The following is a 15,535-nucleotide window of genomic DNA, read 5'->3' as shown; positions in this document are numbered from 1 at the left end:
GGCGGTGACGCCGGGCCCGGTGATGGTGGGGCGGATGGCGGCTCGGACGGCGGGCAGCAGGATCCGAACCAGAAGGGCGACGGCGGCGCGGACGGCGGCGCCGACGGAGGCCAGGACGAGGGCGAGGGCGACTCGCGCGACGGCGGTGTTGACGGCGGCAGCGAGGGTGAAGAGGAGACGGAGTCGAACCCGCGCGACGGCGGAAGTTCGCCGGGCGACGTCGACCGGCAGGAAGCCGAGCGGCTGCTGGATGCGATGAAGCAGAACGAGAAGAATCTCCAGCTCTGGCGTTTCCAGCAGAAGAAGAAGCAGAGGAAGCCCAATGAGAAGGACTGGTAGCGGGCGCACGGCGCTGCTCGCCGTGCTCGCCCTCCTGGCCACGGCGCCGGCGTGGGCGGCGGACATCGAGTTCTACCAGACGGTGGACCGCACCGAGGTGGGCACCGACGACACCTTCAAGCTCACCGTGGTGGTGGTGGACGCGCCGTCCAACGCCCAGGTGCGCCTGCCCGAGTCCAACGACTTCGAGGTGCTCTCCTCGTCGCGCGGCAGCCAGCGCTCCATCTCGCTGTCCGGCGGCGGCCCCGCCGTGATCCAGGACATCACCCGCCACGAGCTGCTCATGCGCCCGCTGCGCGCGGGCAAGCTCACCCTCCCGCCCTCGACGCTGACCGCGGGCGGCCGCACGTACCGCACGGACGCCGTGCAGCTCACCGTGCGCGAAGGCCACGCGGGCGGCGCACCTCAAGCGCAGCAGGGGGGCCGCAACCCGTTGCCGGATCCGTTCCGCAACTTCCGCAACATGCCGGATCCGTTCGGGGACGACTCGGACCTCAACGACGACGAGCCGGTGATTCCGCGCGGGGACTCGGACCTGTTCCTGCGCGCGAGCCTGGACCGGGACGACCTCTACGTGGGCGAGCAGGCCACGCTGTCGCTCTACATCTACTCGCGCGTGGACCTGTCCAGCGTGGACGCGGTGACGATGCCCAAGCTGGAGGGCTTCTGGACGGAGGAGGTGGAGAGCCCCACGCAGCTCACGGGCGAGCAGAAGGTGGTGGATGGCATCCCGTATCGCGCCTACCTGCTGCGCCGCCGCGCGCTGTTCCCGGTGAAGTCCGGCACGCTGCTCATCACCCCCGCGGAAGCGGACATCACCACGGGCTTCCTCTTCGCGGGCCACCGCGTGCACCGCGTCTCCAATGGCCTGAAGGTGAAGGTGCGGCCGCTGCCGCCCGGTGCGCCGCCGAACATGTCCAACGCGAACGTGGGTTCGTGGCGCATGTCGCTGGACGTGTCGCAGACGCGCGTGGAGCTGGGGCAGCCCATCACGGTGAAGGTCATCCTGGAGGGGCAGGGCAACGTGAAGAACGTCACCCCGCCGAAGCTCACCGGCCCGGCCGCGCTGAAAATCTACGAGCCGACGACGACGGACCGGCTCGCGTCCAACCGCAACCGCATCCAGGGCCGCCGCGTGGTGGAGTACCTGGTGATGCCGCAGCGCACGGGCACCTTCACGCTGCCGGAGCTGCGCTTCCCCTACTTTGATCCGTCGCGGCGCCAGTACGAGACGGCGCGCACGGACCCCGTCACCATCACCGTGGAGGCGGGAGCGGGCGGCGTGTCCTCGCTGCCGTCGGCGATGACGCCCTCGCAGGTGGCGGACGCGGCCAACGAGCAGAAGAACGTGCTCACCACGGGCGGGCTGCGCCCGGTGCGCGCCCAGGCCCGGTTCGTGGGGCCGTCGCAGCCCGTGTGGATGCGGCCCTTCTTCATCGCGGGCGTGCTGGCCCCGCTGGGCCTGCTCGCGGGCGTGGCGTTCATCGGCGGCCTGCGCGGCCGGCTGGCCACCCGCTCCGAGGCGGGCCGGGGCCGTCAGCAGGCGAAGGCCGCGCGCAAGCGGCTGGCGGAGGCGGAGAAGCTCAAGGCGGGCGCGGACGCGGGGGCCTTCTACGTGGAGGTGGAGAAGGCGATGGTGGGCTTCCTGGAGGCGCAGCTCGGCTTCCCCGTGACGGGGCTGACGCGCGAGGCGCTTGGAGAGAAGCTGGCGGCGGCGGGCGTGGACGCGGAGCGGCGCGCGCGCGTGCTCTTCGTGCTGGAGGCGTGCGACCTGGGCCGCTACGGCGGCGGCGTGGAGCCGGGCGAGCGGCGCAAGGTGCTGGCGACCGCGGCGGCGGTGATGGAAGGCTGGGCCAGATGAGCGACGCGGCGACGCAGGGCTACTACACCGCCGAGGAAGCGGAGGCCGTCTTCCAGCAGGCCAACGACGCGTACGGGCGCGAGGACTACGCCACCGGCGCCAGGCCCACTACGAGAAGCTCATCGCCCACGGCTTCGGCGGGCCGGACGGTGCTCTACAACCTGGGCACCACCCACCGTGGCCCGGGGCGACCTGGGCCGCGCGGTGCTGGCGCGCTGGAGCAGGCCCGGAAGCAGGGGGACGCGCCGCGGACCTGGAGGCCAACCTGGCCCTGGCGCGGGCGCGGCAGGTGGACAAGGTGGTGGGCGCCGCCGCGGACGAGGCCTTCCTCCCCCGGCTGGCGGCGGCCACGGACGGCGCGGCGGTGGCCTGGGTCTTCTTCGTCGCGTGGCTGGTGGGCTTCGCGCTGCTGCTCTTCCGGCGCCTGTTCCCCGCGCTGCGGCGCACGGCGGTCGCGGTGGTCGCGGGCCTCTGCCTCACGGCGGCGGTGCCGGCGGCGATGCTCCTGGCGGCGCACATCTGGGTGCACCAGAACGTGCATGAGGCCGTCGTGCTGTCGCCCACGCTGGTGGCGCGGGAGCTGCCCCGCTCGGAAGGACGCTCCCTCTTCGAGGTGCACGCCGGCCTGAAGGTGCAGCTGCTGGAGGAGACGGGGAAGTACGTGCGCATCCGCCTGCCCAACGGCCTGGAGGGCTGGGCCGAGCGCGACGGCGTCGCCGAAATCTAGGCGGGGCCGGAGCGACCCCTGCCCGCGGGAAAACCGGCGGTGGACCGCTTTCGTACAGAGGGGCTGCCGGGAGGCGTCGCTTCGCTGGACGTCGCCAGGGCAATAGCCTACGAGGGGCCCCGAGGAACCATGGCTGGCAACGCGCAGGCACCCTTCCACATCCTCCTCGTCGAGGACGAGCCCGTCATCCGCGAGCTGGTGCGCTCCATGTTGAGCGACGGCGCGGTGGACGTGGTGTGCGCGGCCAACGGCATCGAGGGCCTGAAGCTGGCCCGCGACCGCACCTTCCACCTCATCCTGATGGACGTGGTGCTGCCGCAGCTGGACGGCGTCTCCGTGTGCCGCATCCTGAAGAGCGACCCCGTCACCGCGAAGGTGCCGCTCTACATGCTCACCGCGAAGGCGAAGAAGGCGGACGTGGAGAGCGCGACGCAGGCGGGCGCGGACGGCTACATCCACAAGCCCTTCCGCGGCGCGGAGCTGATGGACCTGGTGGAGCGCCTGCGCACGGCCCGCACGGCCGCGGACTGACGCTCCACCGGAAGGCCTTACGGCAGGTGCGGATGGAGGAAGCGGGCCAGGGCGATGAGGTCGTCCCAGTCCAGCTCGCCGAACTCCAGCGCGACGCCGTCCACCTCCCTGCGGCGGATGGTGCACATGGTGACGAGCTCGCGGTCGCCCGGCAGCGGCAGGGCGATGGTGAGCGCGCGCTGCGAGTCCGCCGGGTGCGCCTGGAGGAACAGGCCGTTCATGGAGATGTCGCGCGCCTGCGCCGTCACGGTGCGGCCGGACAGGAGCACCTTCACCTGGAGACGCGCTTCGACGCGCGGGTGGTAGCGCTCGCGCTCGCTCGGACGGGGGCCGTTGGAGGGGGTCATCATCGGCGTGTTCACCTTCAAGTGCGACAGGACGCGACAACTGTGATGCAGGTTGGCGCGGAGGCAAGTTTTCGGGTTTTGCCTCGCCGTCCCGCGTCGTGGACCCGGCGCGAGCGCGCCCGAGACGCCTGACGCGGCTGCGGCGGAGCGCGCCCCTGTCGTTTCAAGGGGTTGGGTCCTGGCACGGACGGTGGAAGGCAGCCCCGGCGAATCCCTGCCGGAGGCACCCCTTGGAAGACCGTCGCATCCCGTCGTTGAGCATCGCCCCCTCCATTGAGCGCCAGACGCCGAAGACGGAGTTCGGCCCCACGCTGGCGCGAGCGGCGCGCGAGGTGGTGCGCACGGGCGCGGGGCTGGTGGGCGGCATGCTGCCGTCGGGCGCCATCTCCAGCGCGGTGGTGTCCACGCTGGCCGGCACGGTGTCCGCGGCGGTGCCGGCCGAAGCGGTGTCGTCGGTCTCCGCGACGGGAGGTGCCTCCGCGATGTCGGCGCGCTCGAGCGCGGGGACGACGGCCGGGACAGGCGCCGCGACGACGGGGCAGGGGGACGCGTGGGACCTGCTGGAGGCGCAGAAGCTGATGGCCGCGGACGGCCAGAAGTTCAACATGGCCTACCTCTCGCTCCAGAACGCGATGCAGAAGGAGAGCCGCGAGCACAACGCCATCTCCAACATCATGAAGGTCCGCCACGACTCGGCGAAGGCCGCCATCAACAACATCCGCTGAGGCGCGTTCGCGATGGCCATCGACAAGTTGGGAGCCGTGGGCGGAGCGGGCCCTTCGCCCGCGGTGGAGTCCGGCAGGGAGACCTTCGGCAAGGTGCTGGAGGGCGTGCGCGAGCCCGCGTCGCGCCCGGTGCCGGTGACGACGGAGGGGCCGCCGAAGCCGGCGCGGACGCCCACCGAGGCCACCGCCGGCACGGCGCGGGCGGACGGCGTGGAGCGGGCGAAGGCGGGCTGCGCGGAGGTGAAGCCGGGAGCGCGCGTGGATTCGGTCCAGGCGGCGCGGAGTCAGCAGGCGGTGGAGGTGCTGGACCGGGTGGGACAGGCGCAGCAGCGGCTGGACCACATCCTGAAGCTCGCCGAGTCCGGCCGCACGTTCAGTCCCTCGGAGTTGCTCGCGCTCCAGGCCCACGTCTACCGCGCCAGCCAGGAGCTCGATCTCGCCGGCAAGGTCGTCGAGAAGGCCACCGGCGGCGTCAAGCAGGTCCTCCAGACCCAGGTGTGAGGAGTTCTTTCTTCCATGCGTTCCGCTCCCCTTCGTTGTCTCTGTCTCCTCCTGCTCCTGGGCGCCTCCGCGTGCCGGGAGCGCATCCAGCACGGCCTCGACGAGCGTCAGGCCAACGAACTGCAGACGGTGCTCGTCGAGCGGGGGCTCGACGCGCGCAAGGTGCCCGAGCCGGGCAAGAAGCCCACCTGGGCCATCGAGGTGTCGGACGCGCGGTCCTCGGACGCCGTGCGCATCCTGGCGGAGCTGGGACTGCCCCGGCTCGCCGCGGAGACGGGCTGCGACGTGTTCGGCGGGAGCGGGCTCGTCCGCTCGCCGCTGGAGGAGCAGGTCTGCCGCGTCCGGGGGATGGAGCGCGAGCTGGAGAAGACGCTCCAGACGGTGGACGGCGTGCTGCTGGCGCGGGTTCACCTGGTGGTCCCACCTCCCCCGAGGCCCGGTCAGGCCCCGACGCCATCGAAGGCCTCGGCCATGCTGCGCGCGGCACCCGGCGGCGCGGCGCGCGTGCGCAAGTCGGCGGACACGCTGCGCGAGCTCATCGCGGGGGGCGTGGAAGGGCTGTCACCGGAGGCGGTGTCGTTGCTGGTGGATGAGGTGACGACGCACGTGGAGGCGCCCTCTCCGAAGGGGGGACCCGTGCCGCTGCGGCTGCGGGTGGTGCTCGCCCTGCTGGGGGTGCTGGTGACGGGGCTGTCCGGCGCGCTCGTCTGGACGACGCTGCGCTGGAGGCACTTCCAGGCCCTGGCGGAGCGGCCTCCCGCGGTGCCGCCGGCTCCGCCCACGCCCGCGCGGCCGGTGGTGACACCGGGCTCCACGCGCAAGCTGGCCTGAGCACGCCATGGAAGCCACCCGCGTGGGACGGGCGATGCGCATGGCCCGGAAGCTCCTGCCATCGCGCAAGGAAGCACCCCAAGCCACGGTGGCGGACGTCACGCTGCCCGCGCTGTCCCTGCCCCTGGAGCGCATCGCGCTGGTCGTCTGTGTCCTGGCGCGGGAGCGTGCCGCGGAGCTGCTGGGCGGCCTGGTGGACGCGGAGGCGGGACGGGCGCTGCGCCATCTGGAGCGCTTCGCTGACATGCCCTCCGCACAGCGACAGGCCAAGGTGTCGGTGGAGTTCGGCGAGCGGACGGACGCCGCGAGCCGGTTGGCCCTCTTCCTGGAGGCGGCTCCCGAAGCCTTGCGCCAGGAAGCCCTACGCGGGCTGCCTCCGTACCACCGGAGCCGGTTCCCCCAATGGGAGGTGAGCACCTCGCGGTCGGAGGCCGCACCGGTCCTGACTGCCCTGGCGGAGCGGCGCATCCGCGAAGCCCTGCGCTGAGCGTCCTTGGGCGTGGAGCGCCATCCCGACGACGGACCTCTACCTCCCGCCAACACCTTGATTCCACGGGCCGTCTCCCTGGCCACGGCCATGCACAGGGGACGTGTGTCTATCGCCGCCTCGGAGTTCCGGATGCAAACGACGAATCCAGTCAGAGCCCACAGCGCCGCGAAGAAGCCCACGCGGCCTTTCCGCCCGGGGGCACGCCGGCTGACGCGTGCGCACCTGCTGCTGGGACAGCGGCCCCAGGTGGGGCGGTGGGGCGCGGAGCTCCTGCGTGACGTGGGCGCGGCGCTGTCGCGGGACCTGGGCGCGGCGGTCAAGGTGGAGGGGCACCTGGTGCCGGCGGCGGTCCAGCCGGAGCGCGAGCTGGCGGTGGGAATGGTGTTCGCGCTGGTGGAGCTGTCGGCGGTGGGGGGCACCGCCATCGTGGAGCTGGAGGTGCCCTGGGTCTTCGCGGCGCTGGCGAGGCTGGCGGGGACGGGACTGCGGCCGGCTCCCGTGGCGGAGCTGACGCGATTGGAGGAGTCCACGCTGGTGTACCTGCTGCTGTCCGCCCTGGCCGCGATGCGCGGGCAGGACGAATGGGTGCGGCGGCTGGGGCCTCGTCTGTCCGCGGTGTCGATGCGGCGCGGTGACGTGCTGACGCGAGTCGACCCGAGACAGCCCTATGTGGCGGTGTTGCTGACGGCAACGGTGGAGGGGGCGACGGTGGGAGGCCGGGTGCTCCTGCCCGCCCGTGCCTTGCAGACCGCGTTTCAGGAGCTGCCCACGGAGCCAGGAGGCGCGCTCGCGCCCCAGGTGCTGGCGGCCTCGGTGCCCGCGCGCTGCCTCGTGGGACGCAGTCCGTTGCAGGCCTCGGCGGTGGACGCGCTGGCCGCGGGAGACGTCGTGCTCTTCGAGGGCGTGCGGCTCCGCGACGGCCGCGTGGAGGGAAGGGGACAGCTGATCACCCGGGGCTTCGCGCTCCGGGGCGAGTTTCTCGCGGACGGTTTTTCGACAGGGAGCGTGCACTCGCACGCGGCCCGACAGGAGTCGGACATGGCGACGAACAAGCGGAGCGAGGCGATGCCTCCGCTCCCGGTGGATGTGGAGATCGAGCTGACGCGGTTGCTGTTGCCCTTGTCGGAGCTGGCGGCGCTGAAGCCGGGGACGTTGCTGCCCCTGCACGTGAATGCGAGCAGCCCCGTGCTGCTGCGCGTGGGCGACCGCGTGGTCGCGCGTGCGGAGTTGGTGGAGATCGAAGGCGAAGTGGGCGCCCGCATCCTGGCGTTGCTGCCGTGAGCGCACCGGTGAACACGTTGCTGTCCTCCTTCTCTCCCCGCGGCCGGCTGCTGCTCGCGTCGGCCCTGCTGGTCGGGTTGGCGACGCTCGCGCCCCTGGGAGGGCTGTCGCTGGTGGGCACCTCGCGCCTGCTCGTCGGCTCGATGGCTCTGGCCGGGCTGGGCTGGGTGTTGCTCCGCAAGGGAGGCTCGGCGGGGAGTGGCGATGCCTCCGCTCCGGCGCCCCTGAGCATCGTCTCCCGGACGGGGCTTTCGCAGCGCTGCGGCCTCGCGCTCGTGGAGGCGGAGGGGCGGCGCTACCTCGTGGCCTACGGCGACACCTTCGCGGAGATCCATGAGACCCGCGCCATGGCGGTCCTGCCCGGGGCCATGCCCAGGGCCACGGTGACGCCTCGGGTGGACCTGGAGCCGACGGTGCTCTTTCCCCGTGCGCGACAGCCCCAGGTCGCGTGTGGCGCGTCCCGGAAGCGGGGTGGGGGATGAAGGCCCTCGGATTGGGATGCGGTGTGTTCGTTCCCGCGATCGCGTCCGCCGCGGAGCCCTCCCTGGCGCAGGCCTCCTATGCTGGCAGCCCCCTGGCGATGATGGGGATGCTCGCGCTCCTGTCGCTGTTGCCGTTCGCGGTGCTGATGCTGACGAGCTTCTCGAAGATCGCCGTGGTGCTCTCCCTGGCCCGCTCGGCGATGGGCACGCAGCAGGCTCCGCCCACGCTGGTGCTGACGGGGCTCGCGGTGGTGCTGACGGGGCACATCATGGCGCCGGTGATGGAGCGCATGTACGACGCGGGGCAGGCGGCGTACGACGAGGTGCACTCCGGAGCGCAGGTCCTCTCCGCCGCGAGGCAGGTGACGGAGCCCCTGCGCGGCTTCCTCACGAAGCACGGCAGCCCCGAGGAACGGGCCCGCTTCGTGGACCTGGCCCGCGAGCTGCGTCCTCCGGAGGAGGCGGAGCAGGTGCATGAGACGGACCTGTTCGTCGTCATCCCGGCCTTCGTCATCACCGAGCTGAAGGAGGCCTTCCAGATTGGCTTCATCGTCTTCCTGCCCTTCCTGGTGCTCGACATGGTCATCGCCAACGTGTTGCTCGCGCTGGGCATGCAGACGCTGTCGCCGGGGCAGGTGAGCCTGCCCTTCAAGATCCTCCTCTTCGTCGCCGTGGATGGTTGGGCCCTGCTCGCGCGGGGCCTCATCCTCGGCTACCGGTGACGCAGTGACCCAGGACGTCCTGCTCACCCTGGGGCGTGAAGCCCTGCTGTTGATGGTGGTCGCCTCGTTGCCACCCATTGGCGCGAGCCTGCTCGTGGGCTTCTTCATGAGCCTCTTCCAGGCGACGACGCAGTTGCAGGAGAGCACGCTGTCGGTGGTGCCCAAGTTGTGCGCGGCGGTGCTGTCCCTGGTGCTCGCGGGCCCGTGGATCGCCGGTCAGCTCACGCGCTTCACCCAGCAGGTCCTCATGCTCATCGCGGAGGTGGCGCTGTGAACCCGGAGGCACTGGGTGAACAGTTCATCCTCCTGGGGCCGCACGTTGTCGCGGTGGCGCTGTGCGCGGCCCGGCTCGTGCCCATCGCGTTCCTCTGCCCGTTGCTGGGAGGCCAGGCCGCGCCCACGACGGTCCGCCTGGGCCTGGTGTTCGCGCTGTCGCTCTTCCTGCACGTCGAAGCGGGCGTGGAGTTCAGCGGCACGGTGGAGACGCCGGTGGTGATGGCGGCACTCGTGGTGCGCGAGCTGGCCTACGGTGTCTCCGTGGGGCTCGTGTCCGCGCTGCCCTTCGATGCGGCGAGGATGGGGGGCCGCCTCATCGACCTGTTCCGGGGGACCTCCGCGGAGGCGAGCCTGCCGCTGGCAGGAAGCCGCGAGTCCGCCACGGGAGACGCGCTCTACCATCTGCTGGTGGCCAGGGTGGTGTCGGGAGCGCTGTTCCCGGTGGTCATCTCGGCCCTGCTGCGAGGCTTCGGGGTGGTTCGGCTGGGGGCCTTCGTGCCCACGGAAGCAGCCACCCTGCACGTGGTGGTGATGGTGGGCGGCGCCATGGCCACGGGGCTCGCGGTGGGGGCCCCGGTGGCCGCCGCGTCGCTCGCGGTGGATTGCTTCCTGGGCCTGGCCTCCCGGGCCGCGGCACAGGTGAACCTCCAGGAGCTGGGCGCCCCCCTGCGCATCCTCGGGGGCGGCGCGTTGCTTTGGCTGGGCGTGGGACTGTTGTGTGAGCGGCTGCTCGCGGGCGTGGCTTCGACCGAGGGTGCGCTGGCGCTGCTGTGCGAGGTCTCGCGATGAGCGGAGAGAAGACGGAGCAGCCCACCGCGAAGCGGCTGCGGGAGGCGCGGCGCAAAGGCCAGCTTCCTCGCAGCCGGATGTTGTCCTCCAGCGCGACGACGCTGGGCGGACTGTTGGGCTTCATCGCGTTCGCACCCGAAGGCTTCGCGCGGCTGAGGGACTGGACCGCGCGGTTGATGCTGGAGCAGACCCTCGCGGGTGCCTGGGAAGAGGGTGCCTGGGTCGCCGCGCGGCTGTGCGGCCCCGCGTTGGGCGGGGCCCTCACGGCCTCGCTGGTGGTCTCCGTGGCCACCGTGGGCTTCGAGCTGGACGCGCGCCATGCCGCGCCGAAGCTCGAGCGGATCAATCCCGCCGCGGGCCTTAAACGCCTCTTCAGCGTCCGGCCACTGGTGGAGATGGGCAAGGCGCTGCTCGTGGCGGCGCTGCTGGCCCTCATCGTCTGGGATGAAGTGGAGACGGTCGGCCCTGATGCCCTGCGGGCCGCGTGGCTCGATGGCACCCGGGGACTGGAGTTCCTGGTCGGCCGGCTGGCGGCGCTGGTGACGCGACTGGCGTGGGTGGTGCTGGGGTGCGGCGCCGTGGACTACGCGCTCGCCCGGCGCAGGCATCGGCGCGAGCTGATGATGACCCGCGAGGAAATCAAGCGGGAGCACAAGGAGAGCGAGGGCGACCCGCGCCACAAGGGGCAGCGGAAGGCCCTGCATCGCCAACTGGCGCAGGGCGGTCCGGCACGTGGAGTGCAAAAGGCCACCGCCGTGATCGTCAACCCCACGCACATCGCGGTCGCGCTCCGCTACGACGCGGGCGAATGCGACGCGCCCTACCTCGTGGCCAAGGGCCGCGAACAGGACGCGCTCGCGCTCAAGGAGGAGGCGCGCCAGCAGGGCATCCCCGTGGTCCGGGACGTGCCGCTGGCCCGCAGCCTCATCCACTTCGACGTCGGAGAGTCCATCCCCGAGGAGCTGTACCAGGCAGCGGCCGTCGTGTTGCGGACCGCGATGGAGCTTCACGAGCCGGACGACCGTCCACGGAGACAGACGTGATGCACCCACTCATGAAGGTCTTGCTGAAGGCCCGTCAGTCCTCGGACGTCGTGCTCGCGGTGGCGATGGCCGCGGTGCTGGGAGCGCTCATCATTCCGCTGCCGGCGTGGCTCCTCGACGTGGGGCTCGCGGTGAACCTGGCCGCGGCGGTGGCCCTGCTGGTCGCGGCGCTGAACGCGAAGGACGCGCTGCGGGTGACGTCGTTCCCCACGTTGCTGCTCTTCACCACGCTGTTCCGGCTGTCGCTCAACGTGTCGTCCACGCGGCTGGCGCTCTCGGAGGGCCACGCGGGCGAGGTCATCCAGGCCTTTGGCGAGTTCGTGGTGCGAGGCGACTACGTGGTGGGCGCGGTGGTGTTCGCCATCCTCACGCTGGTGCAGTTGCTGGTGGTGACCAAGGGCGCCGAGCGCGTCGCGGAGGTGTCCGCCCGCTTCACGCTGGACGCGATGCCCGGCAAGCAGATGTCCATCGACGCGGACCTGCGCGCGGGCGCCATCGACCAGACGGTGGCCCGGCGGCGACGGCGCGACCTGGAGCGCGAGTCCCAGATGTTCGGCGCCATGGACGGCGCGATGAAGTTCGTGAAGGGCGACGTCGTCGCGGGCCTCGTCATCGTCGCGGTGAACCTGCTGGGCGGTACCCTCATCGGCGTGTTGCAGAACGGCCAGTCCTTCTCGGAGGCCGCCGCCACCTTCGCCCTCATCGCCATTGGTGACGGGCTCGTGTCCCAGGTGCCCTCCCTGTGCATCGCGGTGGCCGCGGGCCTCGTCGTCACGCGGGTGGCGTCGGAGAAGGAGGAGGACTCGCTCGGGACGGAGATTGGCTCCCAGTTGTTCGGTGACTTCCGCACGCTGGCCACCGTCGCGGGCCTGTGCGTCGCGCTGGCCTTGATGCCGGGCATGCCGCACCTGACCTTCCTCGTCCTGGCGGCGGGCCTCGGAGGGCTCGGTCATGCGCTGCGGCGCAAGGGACAGGCGCCGGAGAAGGCGCAGTCGAAGGACGGGGCTTCCACCGGGGCGGCGGTGCCGGCCGGAGCCGCGGGCAAGCCTCCCGAAAGCGCGAAGGCGCCGGTCGGGGTGACACCCCTCACGCTGGACCTGTCCGCGCAGCTCACGCCGCTCGCGGAGGCCGACGGAGGCGCCTTCGTGCACACGGTGCTGAACGCCGTGCGCGACGAGCTGTTCTTCGAGCTGGGCGTGCGCATCCCCGGCATCCGGGTGCGGACCCACGCCGCCTACCTGGGGCCCGGCGAGTACCGCATCCTCCTGGACGAAGTGCCCGCCGGTGGCGGCGTGGTGCAGCCTGGAGTCCTGTACGCGCTCGTCCCTCCCGGCGAGCTGGCCTTCCTGGAGGTCCAGGCGGAGGCGGCCGTGGAGCCCGCCAGCGGACGTCCCATCAGCCGCGTGGGAGAGGGGGCCCGCTCCCGGCTGGAGCTGGCCCAGGTGCCGCTGCGCAAGCCGTCGGAGCTCATCGCGGACCACCTGCGGGCCGTGCTGCGCCTGCGCGCCTCCGCGCTGCTGGGGCTCCAGGAGGTGCAGGGGCTTCTGGAAGGGCTGGAGGCCCAGGCTCCCGTGCTGGTGAAGGAGGCGCTGCAGAAGGTGCCGCTGCCGCTGCTGGTGGACGTGCTGCGGCGGCTCGTGCAGGAGCAGGTGAGCATCCGCGACCTGCGCGCCATCCTGGAGGCGCTCGTGGCGCCCACCACCGAAGGGGACGCCACCGCCCTGGCCGAGCGCTGCCGTCAGGCCCTGCACCGCTACCTGAGCCACCAGTTCGCGCCCACGGGCCCGCTGTACGCGTACCTCGTGGATCCGGAAGTGGAGGAGGTGCTGCGCGCCAGCGGCCCCCGGGGGCCCACGCCGGATCCGGAGCGCATCATGGAGATTCTGGAAGGGGTGCGGCACATCGCCAACGGGGGCCGGGCGGTGCTGCTCACGGCCCCGGACATCCGCCGCCCGCTGCGCAAGCTGTGCGAAGGCCCGTTCCCGGACGTGGCGGTGCTCACCTACGGCGAGCTGGACGGGGATCTGCAGATTCGCCCCATCGGCCGGCTGGCGCCGGTCGCCGTGGGGCGGTGAGACCTAGAGGGTGCCGGTGCCGCTGCTGCCCTTGAACTCGGAGGAGGGCGGCAGGTCCGACTGGGCCTGCAGCGGCGCGGGGCGGTTGACCCGGTCGCGCAGCTCCTTGCCGGTGCGGAAGAGCAGGCCGCGCTTGGGCTTCACCGGGATGACCTGGCCCGTCTTCGGGTTGCGGCCCTGGTAGCCCTGGTAGTTCTTCACGTGGAAGGCGCCAAGCCCGCGAATCTCGATGTTCTCCCCGCGGCAGAGGGCGTCCTTCATCGACTCGAAAATCGTCTCGATGGTCGCCTCCGCCTGCTTCTGGGTCACGCCTCGTTTGGCGACGAGGATGTTGATCAGATCGGACTTGAGCATCGGACGCTCCCGCAAACCCCGTGACCCCTTGGTGACAGGGCTCTCTGGCCCGTTGTCGAGTCCCGAATACATAACAGAACACCTCCTCCTTGCAAGCCGGGTGGGCTCCCAACCCTCTAAAAACGTTACGGATTTCCGCTACCGACCGCTGCCTTGGGGGCCTCGGGGGCGGGCGGGGCGAGCAGCCCCGGGCGCAGCGGTGTCACGAGGTCCAACCACCGGGTGCGGCGCAGCAGGTCGACCCCGGCACAGTCGGCCGCCTGGAACAGGGGCTCGAACTGTTCGAAGCCCGGGGCCTTGGGGCCCGTCCAGGTCTCGGGGCCGCCGGTGATCATCACCCCGTGCACCGCGAGCGTGAGGTCGGCGAGCGTGAGCTCCGCGGGGTCCTTCGCCGGGCGCAGGCCGCCCCGTCGCGCGCGCTCCAGCAGGCGGGCTTCCACCATCCGGTCCACCACTTCGTGAACCAGCGACTCCGGCACGCGAAGCCGCGTGGCCAGCTCGCGCGGCAGGGGGGGGGTGAGCCCATCCACCCAGCACAGGGTGACGGCCTGGGCGACGCGTGCGCCCACCAGCTCGTGCGCGCGCGGGTGGCTGCCGAAGGCGAAGAGGGAGCCGCGGAAGGAGACGTGCTCCACCGCGTAGGACAGCCGGGCGCCGAACAGCATCACCAGCCAGCTCACGTACACCCAGGCGAGGAACAGGGGCAGGGCGCCCAGCGACGCGTAGAGCGGGTTGTAGAGGAAGCTGCGCGCGGCGAACTCGGCGTACACCTGCTTCGCCAGCATCCAGCCCAGGCCCGCCACCAGTCCCCCCGCCAGCGCCGAGCGCACGCGCACGTGGGCGTAGGGCGTCCAGAGGTAGAGCAGCGTCAGGCTGCCCATGGCGATGAGCGTGGTGCCCACGGCGATGAACAGCGGCGCCGAGGGCGCGTAGGTCTGCAGGAGCACGCGGACCCGGCCCGTGCCCGAGAACGAGATGGCCAGGAAGATGGGGCCCAGCAGCAGCAGCCCCGCGTAGATGGACAGGCGCGTCAGCCACGGGCGCTGGCGCCGGATGCCCCACAGCTCGTTCACCGCGCCGTCGATGTGGCGCAGAAGCGAGCCCGCTGACAGCAGCACCGCGAGGAAGCCCACGCTGCCCACCGCGATGGAGTCGCCCGGGTGCAGGAACCGGTCGAGCAGGGCGGCGGACTCCTCGCTGACTCCCGGCGCCAGCACCTCGGCGATGACGAAGCGCAGCTTCCGCTGGAACTGCTCCTGGTGGAGCGTGCGCAGCAGCACGATGCCCACGGTCAGCAGCGGCACCAGCGAGAACATGCTGATGTACGTGAGCGCGGCGGCGCGCAGGCGCAGGTTCTCGCCCATGAAGCCGCGCGCCACGGTGCGCCCCGCGAAGAAGATGTCCGCCGCGAAGCGGCTCCCGACGTGGCCCCGATGGGCGCCCACACGCGGGCCGCTGTCTGGAGCGCCCAGGCCCGTGCCCGGACCAGGGGCCGCCGGACGCGCCAGGACCGCTTCCGGACCCTCCTCACGGCTCCCTCCTGGCGTGCTTCCAGCCCGGTGCGGCCAGGGCGCGGGAGTCCAGGGGCGTGCGAAGGCGCGGAGGCGAGCGGTTCATCCCGGGCGATTCAGAGGGGCCCAGGGGTGGACGACGCCCCCGGTGTGGAAGTGCCACCGTAGCCAAACTCGGCCCCAGGGAACCAGCCCGCTCGCCCCGATGAAGCGGACGTTGTCACCCCATTCACGCCCTCGCCCGCCTGGCTGGTCACCATGCGGGAGACCGGCGAGCGTGAAGTCCCGGGTGCGTCTCCAGGGAGAAGGGACACCCCTCGGAACGCACCCACTCCGGCTCCGCGTTCCTTCACGGACCCACGCGCGAGCCGGTTCAGCCTGTCACCGGGGGCCAATGCAGAAGGCCCGGCGGGGTTCGCACCCACCGGGCCTTCGCTGTCACTCACGAACCGGAATCAAGGGCTCAGGCTTCGCTGCCTCCGCCGGACGACTCGGACGAGCCCCCGCCGGATGCCGCGGGAGGCGGGCTGCCACCCCCGCCGCCGTTGTTGCCTCCGCCGGAACCGCCACCGCGCTCGCCGCGCTCGGACCGCTCCCCGCGCTCGCCGCCGCCGCGGTTCTCGCCGCCGCGGTTCTCGCCACCGCGGTTC

General features: G+C 72.0%; 17 protein-coding genes and 2 pseudogenes. 15 read left to right on the top strand and 4 right to left on the bottom strand.

Translation table 11 applies throughout. The annotated features are described in order from the left end of the window. From ACLEQD_RS19980 to ACLEQD_RS19965, 4 genes and pseudogenes are all read left to right on the top strand, one after another. Positions 1-339: pseudogene (locus ACLEQD_RS19980) on the top strand (aerotolerance regulator BatC); the annotation flags it as partial. Next, positions 323-2,200: a BatD family protein gene (locus ACLEQD_RS19975; protein ID WP_410385886.1), complete on the top strand. Its 1,878-nt coding sequence runs from the start codon at positions 323-325 to the stop codon at positions 2,198-2,200. The pseudogene ACLEQD_RS19980 and the gene ACLEQD_RS19975, both read left to right, overlap by 17 nt. Before the next feature lie 289 nt (positions 2,201-2,489). Further along, the gene (locus ACLEQD_RS19970) at positions 2,490-2,927 is read left to right on the top strand and encodes a hypothetical protein (RefSeq protein ID WP_410385885.1); all 438 of its coding nucleotides are present in this window, start codon (positions 2,490-2,492) and stop codon (positions 2,925-2,927) included. Between the two features lie 129 nt (positions 2,928-3,056). Beyond that, the gene (locus ACLEQD_RS19965; protein ID WP_120523303.1) at positions 3,057-3,458 is read left to right on the top strand and encodes a response regulator; all 402 of its coding nucleotides are present in this window, start codon (positions 3,057-3,059) and stop codon (positions 3,456-3,458) included. 17 nt (positions 3,459-3,475) lie between these two features. On the opposite strand, the gene ACLEQD_RS19960 is transcribed toward ACLEQD_RS19965, so the two are convergent. Further along, complete coding sequence (locus tag ACLEQD_RS19960) at positions 3,476-3,808, bottom strand: PilZ domain-containing protein (protein WP_410385884.1); 333 nt, start codon at positions 3,806-3,808, stop codon at positions 3,476-3,478. A gap of 227 nt (positions 3,809-4,035) precedes the next feature. Here ACLEQD_RS19960 and ACLEQD_RS19955 point away from each other — a divergent pair, with 227 nt between their 5' ends. The 11 genes from ACLEQD_RS19955 to ACLEQD_RS19905 all read left to right on the top strand — a co-directional run bounded on the left by ACLEQD_RS19955 (position 4,036) and on the right by ACLEQD_RS19905 (position 13,020). Next, positions 4,036-4,530: a hypothetical protein gene (locus ACLEQD_RS19955; RefSeq protein ID WP_410385883.1), complete on the top strand. Its 495-nt coding sequence runs from the start codon at positions 4,036-4,038 to the stop codon at positions 4,528-4,530. A gap of 12 nt (positions 4,531-4,542) precedes the next feature. Beyond that, complete coding sequence (locus ACLEQD_RS19950; protein ID WP_410385882.1) at positions 4,543-5,031, top strand: ATP-dependent helicase HrpB; 489 nt, start codon at positions 4,543-4,545, stop codon at positions 5,029-5,031. A 15-nt stretch (positions 5,032-5,046) separates the two neighbouring features. Continuing rightward, positions 5,047-5,862 carry a flagellar M-ring protein FliF gene (locus tag ACLEQD_RS19945; RefSeq protein WP_410385881.1) on the top strand — a complete coding sequence of 272 codons (816 nt, stop codon included), beginning with the start codon at positions 5,047-5,049 and terminating at the stop codon, positions 5,860-5,862. A gap of 7 nt (positions 5,863-5,869) precedes the next feature. Further along, a complete protein-coding gene (locus tag ACLEQD_RS19940) occupies positions 5,870-6,349 on the top strand; it encodes a hypothetical protein (RefSeq protein ID WP_410385880.1) in 480 nt (159 codons plus the stop codon). 132 nt (positions 6,350-6,481) lie between these two features. Next, positions 6,482-7,633 (top strand): type III secretion system cytoplasmic ring protein SctQ, encoded by a 1,152-nt coding sequence (gene sctQ, locus ACLEQD_RS19935; protein ID WP_410385879.1) that lies wholly within the window; start codon positions 6,482-6,484, stop codon positions 7,631-7,633. Further along, the gene (locus ACLEQD_RS19930) at positions 7,630-8,115 is read left to right on the top strand and encodes a flagellar biosynthetic protein FliO (protein WP_410385878.1); all 486 of its coding nucleotides are present in this window, start codon (positions 7,630-7,632) and stop codon (positions 8,113-8,115) included. The genes sctQ and ACLEQD_RS19930 overlap by 4 nt, the downstream gene beginning before the upstream one ends. After that, positions 8,112-8,837 carry a type III secretion system export apparatus subunit SctR gene (sctR, locus tag ACLEQD_RS19925; protein ID WP_410385877.1) on the top strand — a complete coding sequence of 242 codons (726 nt, stop codon included), beginning with the start codon at positions 8,112-8,114 and terminating at the stop codon, positions 8,835-8,837. The genes ACLEQD_RS19930 and sctR overlap by 4 nt, the downstream gene beginning before the upstream one ends. 4 nt (positions 8,838-8,841) lie before the next feature. Continuing rightward, positions 8,842-9,111 carry a flagellar biosynthetic protein FliQ gene (locus tag ACLEQD_RS19920; protein ID WP_171417147.1) on the top strand — a complete coding sequence of 90 codons (270 nt, stop codon included), beginning with the start codon at positions 8,842-8,844 and terminating at the stop codon, positions 9,109-9,111. After that, positions 9,108-9,902: an EscT/YscT/HrcT family type III secretion system export apparatus protein gene (locus ACLEQD_RS19915; RefSeq protein WP_410385876.1), complete on the top strand. Its 795-nt coding sequence runs from the start codon at positions 9,108-9,110 to the stop codon at positions 9,900-9,902. The genes ACLEQD_RS19920 and ACLEQD_RS19915 overlap by 4 nt, the downstream gene beginning before the upstream one ends. Continuing rightward, positions 9,899-10,945: an EscU/YscU/HrcU family type III secretion system export apparatus switch protein gene (locus tag ACLEQD_RS19910; RefSeq protein ID WP_410385875.1), complete on the top strand. Its 1,047-nt coding sequence runs from the start codon at positions 9,899-9,901 to the stop codon at positions 10,943-10,945. Before ACLEQD_RS19915 ends, ACLEQD_RS19910 begins: the two co-directional genes overlap by 4 nt. Next, entirely contained in the window at positions 10,945-13,020 is a 2,076-nt protein-coding gene (locus ACLEQD_RS19905) for a flagellar biosynthesis protein FlhA (protein ID WP_410385874.1), read from the top strand. Before ACLEQD_RS19910 ends, ACLEQD_RS19905 begins: the two co-directional genes overlap by 1 nt. 3 nt (positions 13,021-13,023) lie before the next feature. On the opposite strand, the gene ACLEQD_RS19900 is transcribed toward ACLEQD_RS19905, so the two are convergent. The 3 genes and pseudogenes from ACLEQD_RS19900 to ACLEQD_RS19890 all read right to left on the bottom strand — a co-directional run. Continuing rightward, complete coding sequence (locus tag ACLEQD_RS19900; protein ID WP_043321998.1) at positions 13,024-13,374, bottom strand: HU family DNA-binding protein; 351 nt, start codon at positions 13,372-13,374, stop codon at positions 13,024-13,026. A gap of 125 nt (positions 13,375-13,499) precedes the next feature. Next, positions 13,500-14,863: pseudogene (locus tag ACLEQD_RS19895) on the bottom strand (YhjD/YihY/BrkB family envelope integrity protein). A 485-nt stretch (positions 14,864-15,348) separates the two neighbouring features. Then, a partial coding sequence (locus tag ACLEQD_RS19890) for a hypothetical protein (RefSeq protein ID WP_410385873.1) occupies positions 15,349-15,535 on the bottom strand: 187 nt, incomplete at its 5' end.

It is taken from the genome of Corallococcus sp. 4LFB (assembly GCF_046520365.1).
In the GTDB taxonomy this organism is placed as follows: domain Bacteria; phylum Myxococcota; class Myxococcia; order Myxococcales; family Myxococcaceae; genus Corallococcus; species Corallococcus caeni.
The sequence above is the reverse complement of the archived record's forward strand: the minus strand, read 5'-3'. Positions and strand labels throughout refer to the sequence as shown.